The organism is Mameliella sp. MMSF_3455 (assembly GCF_030733205.1).
In the GTDB taxonomy this organism is placed as follows: Bacteria; Pseudomonadota; Alphaproteobacteria; order Rhodobacterales; family Rhodobacteraceae; genus Antarctobacter.
Map to the genome: position 1 here is coordinate 39,988 of NZ_JASHJL010000025.1, position 17,818 is coordinate 57,805.

Annotated in this window: 20 protein-coding genes; 9 read left to right on the plus strand and 11 right to left on the minus strand. The window is 66.2% G+C overall.

All coding sequences use genetic code 11. From position 1 onward, the window contains the following. Positions 1 to 11: 11 nt before the first annotated feature. The 8 genes from RBB42_RS17665 to RBB42_RS17700 form a co-directional block, all read right to left on the minus strand. A complete protein-coding gene (locus RBB42_RS17665; protein WP_305968052.1) occupies positions 12 to 722 on the minus strand; it encodes an ATP12 family chaperone protein in 711 nt (236 codons plus the stop codon). Then, positions 719 to 1,393, minus strand: a complete 675-nt coding sequence (locus RBB42_RS17670) for an HAD-IA family hydrolase (RefSeq protein ID WP_305968051.1) — start codon at positions 1,391 to 1,393, stop codon at positions 719 to 721. Before RBB42_RS17670 ends, RBB42_RS17665 begins: the two co-directional genes overlap by 4 nt. Continuing rightward, positions 1,390 to 2,433 (minus strand): RluA family pseudouridine synthase, encoded by a 1,044-nt coding sequence (locus tag RBB42_RS17675; protein ID WP_305968050.1) that lies wholly within the window; start codon positions 2,431 to 2,433, stop codon positions 1,390 to 1,392. The genes RBB42_RS17670 and RBB42_RS17675 overlap by 4 nt, the downstream gene beginning before the upstream one ends. Then, the gene (crcB, locus tag RBB42_RS17680) at positions 2,430 to 2,804 is read right to left on the minus strand and encodes a fluoride efflux transporter CrcB (RefSeq protein WP_305968049.1); all 375 of its coding nucleotides are present in this window, start codon (positions 2,802 to 2,804) and stop codon (positions 2,430 to 2,432) included. Before crcB ends, RBB42_RS17675 begins: the two co-directional genes overlap by 4 nt. Before the next feature lie 32 nt (positions 2,805 to 2,836). Further along, the gene (locus tag RBB42_RS17685) at positions 2,837 to 3,463 is read right to left on the minus strand and encodes a ferric reductase-like transmembrane domain-containing protein (protein ID WP_305968048.1); all 627 of its coding nucleotides are present in this window, start codon (positions 3,461 to 3,463) and stop codon (positions 2,837 to 2,839) included. Between the two features lie 24 nt (positions 3,464 to 3,487). Beyond that, a complete protein-coding gene (locus tag RBB42_RS17690) occupies positions 3,488 to 3,970 on the minus strand; it encodes a peptidase associated/transthyretin-like domain-containing protein (protein WP_305968047.1) in 483 nt (160 codons plus the stop codon). A 117-nt stretch (positions 3,971 to 4,087) separates the two neighbouring features. Beyond that, positions 4,088 to 5,407 carry a replication-associated recombination protein A gene (locus RBB42_RS17695; protein WP_305968046.1) on the minus strand — a complete coding sequence of 440 codons (1,320 nt, stop codon included), beginning with the start codon at positions 5,405 to 5,407 and terminating at the stop codon, positions 4,088 to 4,090. Positions 5,408 to 5,411: 4 nt separating this feature from the next. After that, on the minus strand, positions 5,412 to 6,785 hold the full coding sequence (locus RBB42_RS17700; protein ID WP_305968045.1) for a trypsin-like peptidase domain-containing protein: 1,374 nt from the start codon (positions 6,783 to 6,785) through the stop codon (positions 5,412 to 5,414). A gap of 127 nt (positions 6,786 to 6,912) precedes the next feature. On the opposite strand from RBB42_RS17700, the gene RBB42_RS17705 reads away from it, so the two are divergent. The 3 genes from RBB42_RS17705 (at position 6,913) to RBB42_RS17715 (ending at position 9,747) form a co-directional block, all read left to right on the plus strand. Further along, a complete protein-coding gene (locus RBB42_RS17705) occupies positions 6,913 to 7,623 on the plus strand; it encodes a CDP-alcohol phosphatidyltransferase family protein (protein WP_305968044.1) in 711 nt (236 codons plus the stop codon). A 135-nt stretch (positions 7,624 to 7,758) separates the two neighbouring features. Then, complete coding sequence (locus RBB42_RS17710; protein WP_305968043.1) at positions 7,759 to 8,775, plus strand: Hint domain-containing protein; 1,017 nt, start codon at positions 7,759 to 7,761, stop codon at positions 8,773 to 8,775. Positions 8,776 to 8,922: 147 nt separating this feature from the next. Beyond that, a complete protein-coding gene (locus RBB42_RS17715; protein ID WP_305968042.1) occupies positions 8,923 to 9,747 on the plus strand; it encodes a transglutaminase-like domain-containing protein in 825 nt (274 codons plus the stop codon). Between the two features lie 104 nt (positions 9,748 to 9,851). Here RBB42_RS17715 and xylB read toward each other — a convergent pair whose 3' ends face one another. Together xylB and RBB42_RS17725 are read right to left on the minus strand one after the other, a co-directional pair. After that, a complete protein-coding gene (gene xylB / locus RBB42_RS17720) occupies positions 9,852 to 11,303 on the minus strand; it encodes a xylulokinase (protein ID WP_305968041.1) in 1,452 nt (483 codons plus the stop codon). Between the two features lie 170 nt (positions 11,304 to 11,473). Continuing rightward, positions 11,474 to 11,713: an accessory factor UbiK family protein gene (locus tag RBB42_RS17725; protein ID WP_043140914.1), complete on the minus strand. Its 240-nt coding sequence runs from the start codon at positions 11,711 to 11,713 to the stop codon at positions 11,474 to 11,476. 94 nt (positions 11,714 to 11,807) lie between these two features. Between RBB42_RS17725 and lgt the strand changes: the two genes are divergently transcribed. The 5 genes from lgt to RBB42_RS17750 all read left to right on the plus strand — a co-directional run bounded on the left by lgt (position 11,808) and on the right by RBB42_RS17750 (position 15,989). Further along, the gene (lgt, locus tag RBB42_RS17730; RefSeq protein ID WP_305968040.1) at positions 11,808 to 12,719 is read left to right on the plus strand and encodes a prolipoprotein diacylglyceryl transferase; all 912 of its coding nucleotides are present in this window, start codon (positions 11,808 to 11,810) and stop codon (positions 12,717 to 12,719) included. After that, on the plus strand, positions 12,716 to 13,789 hold the full coding sequence (locus RBB42_RS17735; RefSeq protein ID WP_305968039.1) for a class I SAM-dependent methyltransferase: 1,074 nt from the start codon (positions 12,716 to 12,718) through the stop codon (positions 13,787 to 13,789). The genes lgt and RBB42_RS17735 overlap by 4 nt, the downstream gene beginning before the upstream one ends. Then, on the plus strand, positions 13,786 to 14,541 hold the full coding sequence (gene pgeF / locus RBB42_RS17740; RefSeq protein ID WP_305968038.1) for a peptidoglycan editing factor PgeF: 756 nt from the start codon (positions 13,786 to 13,788) through the stop codon (positions 14,539 to 14,541). The genes RBB42_RS17735 and pgeF overlap by 4 nt, the downstream gene beginning before the upstream one ends. Before the next feature lie 122 nt (positions 14,542 to 14,663). After that, positions 14,664 to 14,819 carry a hypothetical protein gene (locus RBB42_RS17745; RefSeq protein WP_305968037.1) on the plus strand — a complete coding sequence of 52 codons (156 nt, stop codon included), beginning with the start codon at positions 14,664 to 14,666 and terminating at the stop codon, positions 14,817 to 14,819. Positions 14,820 to 15,308: 489 nt separating this feature from the next. Beyond that, positions 15,309 to 15,989, plus strand: a complete 681-nt coding sequence (locus RBB42_RS17750) for a Hint domain-containing protein (protein WP_306043737.1) — start codon at positions 15,309 to 15,311, stop codon at positions 15,987 to 15,989. A gap of 50 nt (positions 15,990 to 16,039) precedes the next feature. Here the strand turns inward: RBB42_RS17750 and RBB42_RS17755 are convergent, their stop codons facing one another. Beyond that, positions 16,040 to 16,540: an Lrp/AsnC family transcriptional regulator gene (locus RBB42_RS17755; RefSeq protein WP_305968035.1), complete on the minus strand. Its 501-nt coding sequence runs from the start codon at positions 16,538 to 16,540 to the stop codon at positions 16,040 to 16,042. 180 nt (positions 16,541 to 16,720) lie between these two features. Here RBB42_RS17755 and trxB point away from each other — a divergent pair, with 180 nt between their 5' ends. Continuing rightward, the gene (trxB, locus tag RBB42_RS17760; protein ID WP_305968034.1) at positions 16,721 to 17,710 is read left to right on the plus strand and encodes a thioredoxin-disulfide reductase; all 990 of its coding nucleotides are present in this window, start codon (positions 16,721 to 16,723) and stop codon (positions 17,708 to 17,710) included. Positions 17,711 to 17,818: the final 108 nt, after the last annotated feature.

Genomic DNA, 17,818 nt, shown 5'->3' on the forward strand with positions numbered 1-17,818 from the left:
TTCGCCCTTATCTAACCATCTGCGAGCGAATGGAAAACACTCGCATGCATGAACTCGCCGCGTTTTCTTTGGGCAATTTCGGCGGCTTCTTCATCGACGCCCCATTGCTCCTCCTGCCAGGTCTCGTCGATCCGCGACAGGGCCCAGGCCTCTTCCGGGGCGCATGCGCCGCGGACCACCGCCAGGGCCAGCACCAGCGAGCCGGACATCGACACGAGGTCATGAAAAGCGGCCAGATGAAAGGGCGATTGCCCGTGCACCTCTGCGCTCAACCTTGCCAGCGCCTGCGGGTCCTGCGGTTGATGCATGACCCCGGCGACAGGAACCAGCCTTGCGCCATAGGTCGCCTCGACCCAGTCAAGCAAGGGGTCCCACCCCTGCCGCTGACGCTCTGCCAGACCCTCCGGATCATCGGCGCGATAGCACAACAGGTCGCTGTCGCCATAGGCGGCCAGCATGTCGGCCACGGCCGCATGCTGCGGCGTTACCTTGTCCAGCGCCGAATTGGCCATGCGCGTAAAAGGCATGGAGGTCGGATCGACCTTGTCCTCTTGCGCGGCCCATTCTCCGGCAATCTCGCGCGCCAGGGCCTCTGTCGGAACGACCAGCGCCGACTTGGCGGGGGTCTTGACGCCGCGCCCGTCCAGCATGACGGCAAAGCCGCCCTCGGCCGGTGCCACCTCGGCGTTCTGCCAGAAACGTTTGAGCGCCCATTCGCTCATGTCATGCCCTCCAGGACGGTGTCTATGGCGCGGGTCAGCCCAGCGGCGTCCTCCACGACGTGCTCTGCCCCGGCCAGCGCCTCGGGCGGGTGATACCCCCATGTCACGCCGATGCGCGGAATGCCTGCGGCCTGCGCCATTTCCATGTCATAGCTCGTGTCGCCGATCATCATTGCCCGCTCGGCATCTACGCCCGCCTCGTCCATGGCGTTGAACAGCATCGCGGGATGCGGCTTTGACGGATTGTCGTCGGCGCATTGCCGGGTGACGAAGCGATGCGTCAGCCCGTGGCTTTCCAGCAGCGCGGTCAGCCCGCGCCGCGACTTGCCCGTGGCAATGCCCAACAGCACATCGTCACGCGCCGACAGCCGATCCAGCAGCGCGGGAATGCCGGGATAGAGCGGCGAGGCCTCTGGCCCGCCCTTCATCCGCAACTCGGCATAAGCGTCCTTGTAGGCCTCCACCAGCCGCGTGCGCTGAACCGGGCCCAGGTCCGGCGCCAGGTGCGAAAAAGCCTGTGGCAGAGAGAGGCCGACAATCGCAAGGATCGCCTCGCGCGTGGGGCGTTCGATGCCCTCGCTGGCAAAGGCGATGCTCATGGCGCCCAGAATATCGCCCTGGCTGTCGACCAGCGTTCCGTCGACGTCGAAAATCACGAGGCTCAGGCTCATTGCAGTTCCTCGAAGGGATCGTCGGCGGCGATGTCCTCGGTCCAGCCAAGCGTGTCCCAGCTTTGCGCCATGTGGTCTGGCAAGGGGGCGGTCAGGCTCAGCGGCTTGCCCGTGAAGGGATGTTCGAACCGCATGGAACGTGCGTGCAGATGCAGTTTGCGCGAGATCACCCCGCCCAGTTGCGCGCCCCAGCCGTCGCCCAGGTTTTCCTGACCCGAGCCGCCGTATTTGCCATCGCCGATGATCGGATGCCCGATCTCGGCCATATGCGCCCGAAGCTGATGGGTGCGGCCGGTGATCGGTTCCAGCGCAACCCAGGAGGCGCGTCCCGCCACCCGGTAAAGCGTTGCATACAATGTGTGTGCACGTTTTGCACCCTCTGTATGCGCCATGTCGCGCGGGTGGACGCACAGCATCTTTTCCCCCTCGCCGTGATGCCCGTGCCCCGGTGCCTTGACCAGGCCATACCGTATCTCGCCCAGGTAGGGCGTCGGAACGCCTGCCACCAGCGCCCAGTAGATCTTGCGCGTCAGCTTGTGCCGGATGGCGGCGGTCAACGCCTTGGCCGCCTCGCGCGTGCGAGCAAGCACAAGAACGCCCGAGGTGTCCTTGTCCAACCGGTGCACCAGCCGGGATTTCTCATCGTAGCCAAAGGTCAGCGCCTCGGCCAGCCCATCGACGTGGCGGGTCTGCTTGCTGCCGCCCTGCGTGGCCAGCCCGGGCGGCTTGTTGATCGCGATCAGGTGGTCGTCCTTGTAGATCACGCAATCGCGGATCATTTGCGCATCCTGGTCCGAAACCGCGGGTTTCGGCGCGCTTTCCACCTGCCCGGGTTCGGGCAAGGGCGGAATCCGGACCTGCTGGCCAACCTCCAGCCGGGTCGAGGCCTTGACCCGCCCGCCATCGACGCGCAGTTCGCCCTTGCGGCACATCTTTTCGATGCGGCCCTGCGCCAGTTGCGGAAAATGCCGCTTGAGCCAGCGGTCAAGCCGCTGGTCGCCATCGCCCGGCCCCACGGTCACGGTTTGAACTCGGCTCATGTAACAGCACTCCGTGCAAGGGTGAGACCGGCAAGGAGCGCCGCCAGCGACAGGATCACGGACCCCGCGACATAGACCGCCGCCAATGCGCCCTGCCCCCGTTCATAAAGTGTAATCGCATCCAGCGAAAACGCCGAGAAGGTGGTAAATCCGCCCAGCACGCCGGTCATCAGCAAGGGCGCATAGCGGTTCGCGCTGAGGTGCAGAAGGGCCACCACCAGCACGCCCATCAGGAAGGACCCGACGATGTTCACGGTCAGCGTACCCCAGGGGAATCCCTTGCCCAGCAGGCGCGCCGTGGCGATGCCTGTCATGTATCGGGCCGAGGCGCCAAGGGCGCCGCCCAGCGCAACTTGCAGAAGGGGCGTCATGCGCGCGGACATGGCCGCGAGGGGCGCGGATGTCAAGCGCGGCCGGGCCGGCTGGCCCGCCGCCGCCAACGGCGCAGCGGCTTCAACACGCGCAGGTCCAGCAAGACCGCCCCGGTCGCGGCCAGCACAGCCAGGCACAGCGCCCATTTCGTCACCGGTTCCATCGCGCCCTGGATCTGAACCGCGTGAATCACCGTCGAAACGGCGATCACCAGCGCCAGCACCGCGTGCAACTGCTGCCAGAGGCGGGGCCCAAGCCCGATCCGCCGCCGCAGCCCGGCCAGCAACGCGGTCAGAAACACGACCCACATGGCCGTTACGCCGTAGACGGAAAACGGCGTCGGAGAAACGAGCAAGAGCGCATCCATCGTGTCGGGCGGACTGGTCACATAGAGCCCGGCCACATGCAGCACAACGCCGGCGGTCAACGCCGCCCCCAGCCATCGGTGCCATCGCCGCCCGCGCGGGCCACCAGCCCCGGGCAAGTACCCCGCCGCCAGCAGCGGCTGCAAGACCATCAACGAAAGGCAGATGATGCCCGCAAAGCCGCCGACAATATAGGCCGCCCCGCGATAGGACAGCAGGGGGCTTGTGGCGGCCAGTGCCACCGGCACCGCCATCAGCGCCAGCACAGCCCCCCAGATCAGCAGCGCGCGCATGGGTTCATCCCTGCCCGACATGCCTCAGGCGGGCTGCAGGACGAAATCCGCCGTGACCGAGGTGTCCTTGGCGCTTGGCATCACAGGGCGCAGGAAGACGGTCTTGAAGCGGCCATCGTCATAGGCGAGGTGCGCGTGTGGTTGGCCGAAATTGGGCACGATCTGCTCCATCTCCAGCTCGAAAGAGCCATCCGCACGGGTCAGCACGCTGCCATGATTGCGCGGCTCGCGCTCTCCGCCCAGAACGGTGGCGGCCCAGATCTGGATTCGCAAGTTTTCCAGCGGCGCACCATCGCCCGCGCGCAGCACCTTGCCCCGGACAAAGAACCCGCGACCCAGGTTTTCGACCAAGGGCGCCCCGGGCCGATAGTTGTTGCTGCCGCCCCGCATCGACCGGGTCGGCGCCAGTCCGGCGGCCAGCACCTGCCCGGGCGACTGGGCCAGCGCGGCCCCGGCCAGCCCTGCGGATACCAGAAAGGCGCGGCGATTGTAGAAAGGTGCGGTCATGGCGGCGTCTCCTCCTTGGCCGTCGGCACGGCGGTTCGGGAAAGTCGTGAGGGGGATCCTAGGCCGTTCGGTCGCGTGTTTCACCCGTCCACCCACCACAATGCCGTGAACGCCGCCCTAGTCGCCCTTTCGCTGCGCCCTTAGACGCGCGAAATAATCCACCCGCTTGCGCAGGTCGCGTTCGAACCCCCGCTCCACCGGCTCGTAAAAGCTGGCGCGCTCCATCTTGTCGGGGAAATAATCCTGCCCGGAAAACCCGTCCTCGGCATCGTGGTCATAGGCATACCCCGCGCCATAGCCCTGATCCTTCATCAACCCGGTGGGTGCGTTCAGGATATGCTTGGGCGGCATCAGGCTGCCGGTCTTCTTGGCCGATGCCCGCGCCGCCTTGTAGGCGACATAGGCCGCGTTCGATTTCGGCGCCAGCGCGAGGTAGACCAGCGCCTGCGCGATCGCGAGTTCCCCCTCGGGGCTGCCGAGTCGTTCGTAGGTTTCCCAGCTTTGCAGGCAGACCGCCTGCGCCTGCGGGTCGGCCAGGCCGATGTCCTCGACCGCCATGCGGGTGATGCGGCGGGCCAGGTAGCGCGGGTCCTCGCCCGCCTCCAGCATGCGCGCATACCAGTAGAGCGCGGCGTCGGGATCGGATCCACGCACCGACTTGTGCAGGGCGGAGATCAGGTTGTAGTGGCCATCCCCGGACTTGTCGTAGACGGCGGCGCGTTTCATCAGCCGGGTCTTCAGCCCGTCCGTGTCCAGCGGTTTTGCCAGCCGCCACGACGTAACCTGTTCGACCAGGTTCAACAGCGCACGGCCGTCGCCATCGGCCATGTCCAGCAGCGCGGCGCGGGCGGATGCGTCAAGCGGCAGGTCTCGGCCCAGTTCGCCCTCTGCCCGTTTTACGAGGGCCTCCAGGTCCTCGTCCCCCAATCGCTCCAGGACCAGCACCTGCGCCCGGCTGAGCAAAGCGGCGTTCAGTTCGAACGAGGGGTTTTCCGTGGTCGCCCCCACCAGCAGGATGGTCCCGTCCTCCATGTGGGGCAGGAAACTGTCCTGCTGCGCCTTGTTGAAACGGTGGATCTCGTCGACGAAAAGCAGCGTGCCCTGCCCGGTGCGGCGGCGCTGTTTCGCCGCCTCGAACACCTTGCGCAGCTCCGGCACGCCGGAAAAGATCGCGCTGATCTGGACGAAATGCAGGTCGGTGGCGTCCGCCAGCAGCCGCGCGATGGTGGTCTTGCCCACCCCCGGCGGCCCCCAGAAAACAATGGACCCCAGAGTGCCGGCCTCCAGCATCACGCCCAGGGGCGCGTCCGGGCCCAGCACCTGGCGCTGGCCGATCACCTCGTCCAGGCGCCGGGGCCGCAGCCGGTCGGCCAGGGGACGCGGCGCACTGTCGGCCAACGCGGACTCTGCCGCACCGGTATCAAAGAGATCGGCCATGCTTTCAGGCCCGGAAGCGCAGGAGGAGACGGCGGTTTCCGCGCAACACCTCGATCTGGACCAGCGGGCCGGGACGGCGCAGCAGGCGGTCCACGTCGCGCGGCGCCTCGATCCGGCGGCCATTCACACCCAGCATCCGGTCCCCGGTCTGCAGGCCGACCTGGGCGCCAAACGGTCCCGGATCCAGCACCACGATGCCCTCGGAGTCCACCGGCAGCCCCAGTTCCGCGACCACCGCCGGGTTGACCCGCGCAACCTGCAGCCCCGGCAGGGCCGTGCGCTCGCCCAGGTCCACGGTCTCGCGCGGTGGACTGTCGGGCGGGGCGATCATCGGCACGGTGGCAATCTTTTCCTCGCCGCGACGCACATAGATCACCTCGGCCGACCGGCCGATCCCGCGCATCGACATGCGGAACAGCATCTCGGCGGGCGTGTTCACCGGCGCGCGGTCGACCTCGGACACAACGTCGCCCACCTGCAGCCCAGCGGCGGCAAAGGGGCTGTCCTCGTGCATTTCGGCAATGACCACGCCCCCGGGCAGGTCGAGGCCAAGGCTGTCGGACAGTTCCGCCGTCACCGGCTGGCCGACCATCCCCGCCCAGGGCCGCTGGAACCGGCGATGGCCTTCCTGTGCCTGTTTCACGAATTGCGCCACCAGCCCCGAGGGGATGGCAAAGCCGATGCCGTTCGACCCGCCCGAACGCGTCAGGATCGAGGTGTTCACGCCGATCAGTTCGCCCCGCACGTCGATCAGCGCCCCGCCGGAATTGCCCGGGTTGATCGGCGCATCGGTCTGGATGAAATAGCCGCGCGCATTGCCCGTCGCCGTGCCCGACCGCGCCAGCCCCGACACGATGCCCGAGGACACCGTCTGCCCGATACCGAAGGGGTTGCCAATGGCCAGCACCAATTCGCCCACCTCGACCGTGTCGCTGTCACGCAGATCCAGGTGCGGCATGTCCTCGGCCCCGGCCAGCCGCATGATGGCCAGGTCGGATTCCTCGTCCGCCAAAAGGATCTCGGCGTCAAATTCGCGGCGGTCGTTCAGGACAACGCGAATGTCCGTCGCCTGGCCCACGACATGGTAATTGGTCACCGCGATGCCATCGGCGGAGAGGATCACGCCCGAGCCCAACGAGTTCTGCACCCGGGGACGTTGTTCGAACTGGCGAAAGAAGTCGCCAAAGACGGGATCGCCGGCAAAGGGGCTGCGCTGTTCGACGACGCGGCGGGCATAGATGTTGACCACCGCCGGGGCTGCCTCTTTCACGAGGGGCGCGAAACTGAGGCTTATCTCACCCGGGCTCTGCGGCACGCGCACGTCCTGCGCCGCTGCCGGGACCGCCAGCATAATAAGGCAAACAAAAGCTCTGAGCATGAAATCCTCCGGCTGTCTCGGATCTCTAGCATATGTCCCCCGCCCCGGCATGATGCAAGCGGCGCCCGCGCCCGGCATCGGCGCCTGGACAATTGCAACCCGGGCGCATTTGCTCCATGACGGTTTCATGACGTCACGATTGAAACCCGAGACCAGTGCGCTCTGCGTTCACCTTCTGACCGCCACCGGGGCGGTCTTTGCCATGCTGGCGATGCTGGCAGCCGTACAGGAAAACTGGTCGCTCATGTTCCTCTGGCTGGTGGTGGCCTTTGCCGTCGATGGCGTGGACGGACCTCTGGCACGGAAATACGACGTCAAGACCTTTGCCCCCCGGTTCGACGGCGTGCTGCTGGACCTGATCATCGACTACCTGACCTATGTCTTCATCCCTGCTTTCGCGCTGTTCCAGTCCGGGCTGCTGCCGGGGTGGACGGGCTGGGTGGCGATCATCCTGATAACCTTTTCCAGCGCCATGTATTTCGCCGACAACCGGATGAAGACAGAAGATAATTCCTTTCAGGGCTTTCCCGGCTGCTGGAACATGCTGGTGCTGGTCCTCTTTGCCATCAAGCCGGATTTCTGGGTGATCCTGGCGCTTGTCGCTGCGCTGGCCCTGGCCATGTTCCTGCCGTTGAAATTCATCCACCCGGTGCGCACCGCGCGCTGGCGGATGCTCTCGCTGCCCATCGCGCTGGCCTGGACGATCTTTGCCGGCTGGGCCGCCTGGGTCGATTTCGACCCGCAAAGCTGGGCCCATTGGGGGCTGGTCGTGACCTCTGTCTACCTGCTGTTCGCTGGCATCGCACAACAGGTGATCCCGGTGCGCAGGCCAGCCTGACCACCAGCGCCGCGTATCCCGACGTATTAATGTTCAATTGAACCACATCTATGTATTATTGAACCCGATCTCCGGCACCCAGGGCATGATTACACCCGAAACCAGATCGCCGGGAGAGTTGGTAACGAGGGACATATGGCCATTATCATTTCCGAAGTCGCAATCACCTCCGCAGGCGAAATTGCGATCGAATTGCACAACAACGGGGCCACTGCGGTCGATCTCACCGGCTGGTCACTCAACCTGATCACCGGCACAAGTACCACTGCTCCTGGGCTTGGCACAGCAACAATACCGGCGGGCGGCTTCTACACCGTCGGGCACAGCGCCATTTCTGGTCTCGATCTGTCCCCGAGCGACGCTTTTTTCGGTGCGGCTTCGGTCTTTTTGATTGGTCTCATCGATCCCACAGTGCACTGGGTCGACAAAATTGGCAAGGTGAACGGCCCCGTCTTTGGCACCGACATCAGCTATCAATCGCTTCTCGATCGCACGCCAGAACCCAGCTTTCTAGTTGATAACTCAGGGGATTTTTCTGTGACATCCCCCTTCAGCACCAACACCCTCGGCGCCGCCTGTTTCCTGGCCGGAACGCAGATCGCCACGCCGCAAGGTCCCCGCCCGGTCGAAAGCCTTGCTCCCGGCGACCACCTGCTGACCGCCGACGGGCGCAGCGTGCCGCTGCTCTGGCTGGGCCAGCAGTCCCTGCGCCCGCGCATCGGCGCCCTGCCCGAGGGGCTGGAACCGGTGCGCATCGTCGCCGGTGCCCTTGGTGCGGCCCTGCCCGAGACCGACCTGATGGTGACCGCCGATCATGCACTTGTGCTGGACGGGATGCTGGTGAATGCCGGTGCGCTGGTGGGGCAACCGGGGATCGCCCATATCCCGCTTTCCGACTTGCCCTCTCCCTTTACCGTCTACCATGTCGAAACCGAGGCCCATGAAGTGCTGCTCGCCAATGGTGCCCCGACCGAAAGCTTTATCGACTATGCGTCACGGCACGGATTCGACAATTACGCCGACTACCTGACGCGGTTCGGCGCGGACCGGCTGATCCCGGAAATGAACCTGCCGCGCATCTCGTCGCGTCGTATGCTGACGGCAGCCCTCCGGGCCGAGGCAAATCCGCCAGCGCGCCGCGCGGCAGCCTGAGGCACCGGAAGTGTCGGTTTTTTCGGCACAGCCCGCTTTTTCAGCATCCCGGCAAGACGCTATGACTATCGTCCGGTGGCCATTGATGCTTGGGTAGGGGGCACTGGCGGGGCGCCAAGTGCCCGGGCCGCAACCGGACGAGGGACCATGCGTATCAACTTGGGGTGCCGGATTTCCGTCGAACTGGCCGCGCCCACGCCGATGATCTGCCTGCTGAACGTCCATTATTCCCGTGCGAGCGATCTTGAACGGCCCGACCTGCTGCTGACCGATCCCGGCGTCCCGGTCGAGGCCTACCGAGACGGGTTCGGCAACTGGTGCAACCGGCTGGTGGCACCCGAGGGCCGGATGACCGTCACAACGGACGGCACGTTGTTCGATGCCGGTTTCTCCGATCCCGTGGGGCATGACGCGCAGCAACACGCCGTGGAACATCTGCCGGTCGAGGCGCTGGGGTTCCTGCTGCCCAGCCGGTATTGCGAAAGCGACGTGCTGTCGGATTTCGCATGGGCTCAGTTCGGCGAGACGCCCCTTGGCTGGCCACGGGTGCAAGCGGTCTGCGACTTCGTGCACAATCACATCCGCTTCGGCTATGAACACTCGCGCCCGACACGCACCGCCGCCGAGGCCCTGAACGAGGGCGTCGGCGTCTGCCGCGATTTCACCCATCTGGCTGTGGCGCTGTGCCGGGCGCTGAACATCCCCACGCGCTATTGCACCGGCTATGTCAGCGACATCGGCCAGTCCGCGCCGATCCGCCCGATGGATTTTGCCGCCTGGATGGAGGTCTACCTTGGCGGGCAATGGTGGGTGTTCGATCCGCGCAACAACGACACCCGCTTTGGCCGTGTGCTTATCGCGCGCGGACGCGACGCGGCGGACGTGCCACTGATCCACAGTTTCGGCCGCCACGACCTGACCGGGTTCGAGGTCTGGATCCACCAGGTGGACGAGGCCGGCGGGCCGGCCTGAGCGGCTTCCCCCTCCAACGCCCGGCACGGGATCGAGGCCAGATCGCTGGTCCTATGCGGCCCCTCCTGCCGGATGGTGTCACAGCCCGACGACAAATCCCGTGCCTATGTCAGCCCCTTCACGGCCGGATAGATCTCGCGCCAGGCGGCATAGGCATCGCGGTAGGCGCCCGTCAGCGCCGCATTGGGCGCTACGGTCTCGCGCACCGGCGGCGGGGCCATGATGTCCTCCACCGTACCGGCACCGGCCCCCACCATCGCCAGTCGCGCCGCGCCCAGTGCCGCGCCGAAATCGCCCTTGTCGGGCAAGGCCAGCGGCACATCGAGAACCGTCGCGATCAGTTCGACCCAATAGCGAGACTGCGCCCCGCCGCCGATCGCCAGCAGGCTGTCCAGCCGCGCTCCCGAGGCCTTGAGCGCCTCGGCGCAATCACACAGGGCAAAGGCAACCCCCTCCATCACGGCGCGCGTCATGTCGCGACGGCTGGTGCCCACGTCGATGTTCAGGAACCCGGCCCGGATGCGGCTGTCATTGTGCGGAGTCCTTTCGCCGGACAGGTAAGGCATGAAGCGCAGCGCCCCTGGCCCGTCGAGCGTATCGCCCAGCTCCGCCGACAGGTCCGCAGGAGAGGCCCCAGTGATCCGCGACAGCCAGTTCAGGCTGTCCGTCGCCGCCAGGATCACCCCCATCTGGTACCATTGCCCCGGCACCGCGTGGCAGAAGGTGTGGACCGCGCTTTCCGGCAAGGGCGCATAGCCGTCGCGCCCGGTCAGCACCACGCCCGACGTGCCCAGCGAAACGAACCCTGTTCCCTCGCGCATCGCGCCGACGCCACAGGCCGAGGCCGCATTGTCGCCCGCGCCGCCGACCACGATCACGTCCGCAGACATGCCCCAGCGATCCGCCAGGTCGGGGCGCAGGGTGCCCCCTGCTGCGCAGCCCTCGACAAGGCGCGGCATCTGGTCGGGGCGCATCCCCGATACCTCCAGCAGGCGCGCCGACCAGTCGCGCGCGCCCACGTCCAGCCAGGCCGTCCCCGCGCTGTCGGACATGTCGGCAAAACGCTCGCCAGTCAGGTGAAAGTTCATGTAGGCGGCGGGCAGCAGCACCGCGGCGGTGCGGGCAAAGACATCCGGTTCATTGCGCGCCACCCAAAGCAGTTTCGGCGCGGTGAACCCCGGAAAGACGATATTGCCGGAAAGGTCGCGCACGGCCTCGGCCGCGTCCATCTCCGCCGCCTCGGCGGCGCTGCGGGTGTCGTTCCACAGGATACAGGGGCGCAGCACCCTGCCGCCGTCATCCAGCAGCGTGGCGCCATGCATGTGGCCCGACACGCCCATGCCTCGAACATCAGACATGGCTTGCGGATGTGCGGCGCTCAGTTCGCCCAGAGCGCCATCCACCGCCGCCACCCAGTCCGCCGGATCCTGCTCGGACCAGCCGGGATGGGGATGTTTCGGCTCATAGGCCCGCACGGCGCTGCCCACCGGTGCGCCGTTGCCATCGACCAGCAGGGCCCGCAGCCCCGAGGTTCCCATATCCAGTCCCAGATACATGTCCCGCCTCCTCACGTTTGCGCGAACGAAAGCCAAGGAGGGGCGGACTGTCAAACCCCCGGGATCAGAAACCGCACAAGCTTGCAGGAATGAGAGTCTTGCGCCGGGCCAGCCCGGAATTGAGAGGTTTCATCTCAATTCCGCGCAATCCGGCCCGATGCGTGTGGGCCTCAGCCCTTTTCCAGCGCCTCGATACGCGCCTTCAGTGCCTCGTTTTCCTCGCGCGCTTTCTGCGCCATGGCGCGGACCGCGTCGAATTCCTCGCGGGTGACGAAATCGCGATCCGCCAGCCAGCGGTCGATCATCGACTTCATGGCGGTTTCCGCCTCTTCCCGCGCCCCCTGGGCCACGCCCATGGCGTTGGTCATCAGCTGGCTGATATCCTCGAAAACCTTGTTTCGCGTCTGCATGGGTCACTCCGGCGTTGCATTCCGTTCCTATATGGTCCCACAAGGCGGGACCCTCAAGGTTGACTTCGCCGCGCGACAAGAGGCAACAGGACGCATGCAGGCCGCCATTCCCTTTCCCGACCTCTCGTCAGAGGTCTTTTCCATCGCGCTATTCGGGTTCGAATTTGCCCTGCGCTGGTACGCGCTCGCCTATATCGCGGGCATCCTGATCGGCTGGCGGCTGGCCGTCTGGGCGGTCAGGCGCGCGCACCTGTGGGCCAATGACACGCCGCCCATGACCCCGCGCCAGATCGAGGACCTGCTGACCTGGGTGATCCTCGGCATCATCCTGGGTGGGCGGCTGGGATTCGTCCTGTTCTACATGCCGGGTTATTACCTGACGCATCCGGCGGAAATCCTGATGATCTGGCAGGGCGGCATGGCCTTTCACGGCGGGCTGATCGGCGTGGTGCTGGCGGTCTGGATCTTCTGCGCGCGCAACAAGGTTCCGCTGGCCTCGGCCTCTGACCTGCTGGCGCTGGCGACCCCGCCGGGGCTGCTGTTGGGCCGGTTGGCGAACTTCATCAACGCCGAACTCTGGGGCCGTCCCTCGGACGCGCCCTGGGCGGTGATCTTTCCCGGCCAGCTGGCACAGGACTGCGGTCAGCCATTGGGGGAACTCTGCGCGCGCCACCCCTCGCAGTTGTACGAGGCGACGCTCGAGGGACTGGTGCTCTTGCTCGTCCTGATCTGGATGGTCTCGCGCGGCTGGCTGAAACGGCCCGGCGCGGTCGCGGGCACCTTCTTCATGGGCTATGGCATCGGGCGGTTCATCGTCGAGTTCTTTCGCCAGCCCGACGCGCAGTTCCAGTCCGAAGGCAATCCGCTGGGCCTTGCCCTGCAGGTGGACGGCTACGGCCTGACCATGGGGCAGCTGCTGACCCTGCCGATGATCCTGGGCGGCGCCTTGACGATCTGGTTCGCCCTGCATCGTGGGCGCCGGGCAAGGGCTGACGCGGCCTCTTGACTGCTCTGCGCGATATCCTTGTCCGGCAGGTCATGGCCAATGGGCCGATGACCTTGGCCGATTACATGGCCGCCTGCCTGATGCATCCGCAGCACGGCTATTACAGCACGCGCGATCCGCTTGGCGCCGCGGGCGATTTCACCACCGCGCCGGAAATCAGCCAGATGTTCGGCGAACTGGTCGGCCTGTGCCTTGCGCAAAGCTGGATGGACCAGGGGGCGCCGGCGACCTTTGTCCTGGCAGAGCTTGGCCCCGGACGCGGCACCCTGATGGCCGACATCCTGCGCGCCACAGCCCGCGTGCCCGGCTTTCACGACGCGGCCCGCCTGCATCTCGTGGAAACCTCGCCCAAGTTGCGCGCCGAACAGGCCAGCCGACTGCCGCAGGCAAGCTGGCATGACAGCGTCGACGCGCTGCCCGAAGGGCCGATCTTCCTGGTCGCCAACGAGTTTTTCGACGCGCTGCCGGTGCGCCAGTTCCAGCGTGCGGGCGACGCTTGGCAGGAACGTGTGGTGGGTCTGGACGATGACGGCGCACTTGCGCTTGGCCTTGCCGCGCCATCCCCGCAGCCCGGCCTAGCCCATCGGATCGAGGACACGCGCGACGGCGATATCGTCGAGACATGCGCCCCTGCGCAGGCCATCGCCGCCGCCCTAGGCGCCCGAATCGCCCGGCACGGTGGCATGGCGCTGATCGTCGATTATGGCGACTGGCGGTCGCTCGGCGACACCCTGCAGGCCCTGAAGGGGCACCAGGCCGTCTCGCCGCTGGCGACCCCCGGCGAGGCGGATCTGACCACCCATGTCGATTTCGAGGCGCTGGCCTCCGCTGCCGCCCCCGCGACCCATACATTGTTGACCCCGCAGGGCGTTTTTCTGGAACGCCTCGGGATCACCGCGCGGGCCCAGGCGCTGGCGCAGCGACTCAGCGGGGAGGCGCTGGACAGCCATGTTGCCGCACATCGCCGGTTGACGCATCCGGCGGAAATGGGATCACTGTTCAAGACCATCGCCCTGCTGCCACAGGGTTCCCCGCCCCCGCCCGGACTGGAGCTGCGCGCCACGCCATGACGCTCGAGATCATCACTTCGCTCAGCCTCTCCCCGCTGCGCCACGGCTTTTTCACGCGCCGGGGCGGTGCCTCCTCGGGAATCTTCTCGGGGCTGAACTGCGGGTCCGGGTCCTCCGACCAGGCGGAAATCGTTGCCATCAACCGGTCTCGGGTGGCCAGCGCGATGGAAACCGCGCCCGACCGCCTGCTGACCGTGCACCAGGTGCACTCGGCGGATGTCGTCACCGTCACCGATCCGCAGGACGCCTCCGGCCAGAAGGCCGACGCGCTGGTCACCGCGACGCCCGGCGTTGCGCTGGGGGTGCTGACGGCCGATTGCCAGCCCGTGCTGTTCGCCGACCACAGCGCAGGGGTGATCGGCGCGGCCCATGCGGGCTGGCGCGGCGCACGCGACGGAGTTTTGGAATCCACCGTCGAGGCGATGCTGGCCCTCGGCGCTGCGCGCGAGGGGATCCGCGCCGTGATCGGCCCGTCGATCAGCCAGCGCGCCTACGAGGTCGGGCCGGAGTTCTTCGAGGATTTCATCATCGAAGACGGGCGCAACAGCCGGTTCTTTGCCGGTGGCGCGGGAGACCGCATGATGTTCGACCTGCCCGCCTACGGGATGCACCGCCTGCGCGAGGCCGGTGTCGAGGCGGAATGGACCCGTCACTGCACCTATTCCGACCCCGAGCGGTTCTACTCCTACCGCCGTGCCACCCACGCCGGCGAGGCGGACTATGGCCGCCTGATCTCTGCCATCCGCCTCTAGCGACGGTCCCCGGCGCCAGCCGGAAACAATCCGCCAATTGGCCCGCCATTGTCCCAATGATGCCGCAATTCGCTGCAAATTCTAGCGACAGGCACGACCAGAGGCAGAGCAGAGGAGCCGTCATGAAACCGCAGCGCCGCTTTATCGCATCGATCACGGAAACCGCCCGCAAGGGCGCACCACGCCTGCCGTTCGAACGCGGCGCCCCGCGTGCGGCCATGACCGCCCGCCGTGAGCAGGCACAGGCCCCGCGCCAGCCCAGCGCCAAGAGCGCCTGAACCGCGCATCCCGGCAGCGGCCTCCCCGGGTCGAAAACATCGGCTTTTACGGCAATCGCCTGACGGGTCCGTTCCCGGCGATTTCGCACCCGGCGCCAGGTGCCCGCAGCGGCGCCTTCCCCACAAATCCGACCTGCTGCGATTCGCCTCGCGGCAGGTGGAATGTGGCGCCAATGTCCCCGACACTCTGACAATTTCACCGCCGACATCGCATTGTCGCGCGCCACCCGCCCATGAACGCGCCAATTTTGACAGACCGGCGACATTGCGGCCTTATCGTCATCAGTCAGTTCCGTACGATTAAGTTCCGTCTGTCGTTGTTGGTGGGGGCCAACACGGATGTGACCAACCGAAAAGGGTGTTCACATGACCCGCCTCCATCGCGGCCTTTCGGGCGTTGCCCCGGCAGCCGACCCGGCTCACTCGATTCCGGTGTCCCCGGAACGGGAGTTCTCTCCGGACGGGCGACCTCGCCGCGCAGCCTCTCTCATGCGCAAATACGAGGTCGCCGCCCTGCTTCCCGACCTTACCGTTTCCTTCACGCAGCATGTCGCCCCCGCCTCCCCGCTTTTCGAGGAATGCGCATCCGCCTTTGCGCGCGGCACCCTGATCGAGACGGTGCGCGGCCCGGTCGCCATCGAGGACCTCGTGCCCGGCGACTACATCATGACTGCCAGCGGATCCGAACCTGTTACCTGGATCGGATCCACGACCTATGTCCCCGGCCACGAGGACGAGGCGACCACGCTGACACACATGACGCGGATCACCACCGACGCCTTCGGCATGGGGCATCCGCCGATGGACCTGCTGCTGGGCCCCGCCGCGCGCATGGTGATACGCCACCCCCGGCTGGAGGATCTGCTGGGCCAGAACAGCGTGCTTGCACCGGTCAAGGACTACGCGGATGGCGACCGTTTCCTCGAGGTGACGCCGATGGGTACGGTGCAGTTGTTCCACCTGATGGTGCAGCGCCACACGACCATCCGCATCGGCGGCGTCGAACTGGAAACCTATCACCCCGGAAATACGGCGGGCCAGTCACTGGGACAGAACATGCGGGCCCTTTACATGACCATGTTTCCCAACATCGCGGCGCTGGACGATTTCGGGCAGGTCAGCATGACGCGCACGACGCGCGACGTGGTCGAGAATCTCGTCGGTGTCTGACCGGGAGGCGGCACAACCGCCTGACCTCTCGGAAAAGGGGCCGCATCCGCTCAGGCGGTGCGGCTCAACCGTTCTTCCAGAACCTCGAAGGGCACGCCGGGATCGTCCTTGGCGTTGCGGATCACCAGCGATGTCTTGACGCTGGCGACGTTCGGCGCGGTCAAAAGGTCGCCTGTCAGAAAGCTCTGGAAGGTCGACAGGTCGGGCGCGACGCATTTCAGGATGAAATCCACCTCGCCGTTCAGCATGTGACACTCGCGCACCAAGGGCCAGGCGCGGCAGCGTTCCTCGAAGGCGCTGAGATCGACCTCGGCCTGGCTTTGCAGGCCGACCATGACAAAGACCTGCACCTCGAAGCCCAGCGCACGGCTGTCGACCTCGGCGTGGTAGCCGCGGATATAGCCCTGTTCTTCCAGAACCCGCACACGTCTCAGGCAGGGCGGCGCCGAAATACCGACCCTGCGGGCCAGCTCGACGTTCGTCATTCGGCCATCCGCTTGCAGTTCTGCCAGAATCTTGCGATCAATCGGATCAAGCCGGTGACCTGCCATAGTCTCCCCCGTGTAATTCGCGATTGTTATAGCAGCCAGCCCGCCCCGCGCAATAATATTTCAACAAAGCGCAAGATTCTTTTCCGACATGGCACAATCGCGCGGCACCCTGTCCCCCCTCTTTTTTCACCCCGACCTTGTCGCTATATGACCCCGCACGCGCCGCTAAGGAGAACACCCATGTCCGAGACACGCCACACCAAGGTCCTCATCATCGGCTCCGGCCCCGCAGGCTATACGGCGGGCGTCTATGCCAGCCGGGCAATGCTGGAGCCGATCCTGGTGCAGGGGCTGGAACCCGGCGGCCAGCTGACCACCACCACCGAGGTCGAGAACTGGCCCGGCGACACCGAGGTACAGGGTCCCGACCTGATGGTCCGGATGGAGGCCCACGCCCGCGCGATGGGCACCGAGATCATCGGCGACATCATCAGCTCGCTCGAGCTCGACAAGCGGCCCTTCGTTGCGCATGGCGACAGCGGCACCACCTACACCGCCGACGCGGTCATCCTCGCCACCGGCGCGCGGGCGAAATGGTTGGGGCTACCGTCAGAAGAAGCCTTCAAGGGCTTCGGCGTCTCGGCCTGCGCCACCTGTGACGGGTTCTTTTATCGCGGCAAGGAGATCGTGGTGATCGGCGGCGGCAACACCGCCGTGGAAGAGGCGCTGTTCCTGACCAATTTCGCCTCGAAGGTGACGCTGATCCACCGTCGCGACGAGCTGCGCGCCGAAAAGATCCTGCAGGATCGGCTGATGAAGAACCCCAAGATCGAACCGCTCTGGTTCCACCAGCTTGAGGAAGTCGTGGGCGACGACATGCCCAAGGGCGTGACAGGCGTGAAGGTCAAGCACGTCAAGACCGGCGAGGTCACCGAGATCCCCTGCGCCGGCGTCTTTGTCGCCATCGGCCACGCACCCGCAAACGAACTGGTCAAGGACACGCTGGAAACCCACATGGGCGGCTATGTCGTGACCAAGCCCGACAGCACCGCCACCTCGATTCCCGGCGTCTTTGCCGCCGGCGACCTGACCGACCACAAGTACCGCCAGGCCGTGACAAGCGCCGGCATGGGCTGCATGGCCGCGCTCGAGGCCGAGCGCTGGCTGGCCGAACAGGACGCAGCGGGCGAGCCGGCACCGGAGGCCGCCAACGAACCCGAAAGCGCCTGAGGCGACACCCTAGGACACGCCAAACGGCCCCGGCAACGCGCCGGGGCCGAATTGTTTCCAGGGTCCGGGTTGCACTTTGTCCGAATCGGGGGTCTGCTCTCGGCATTG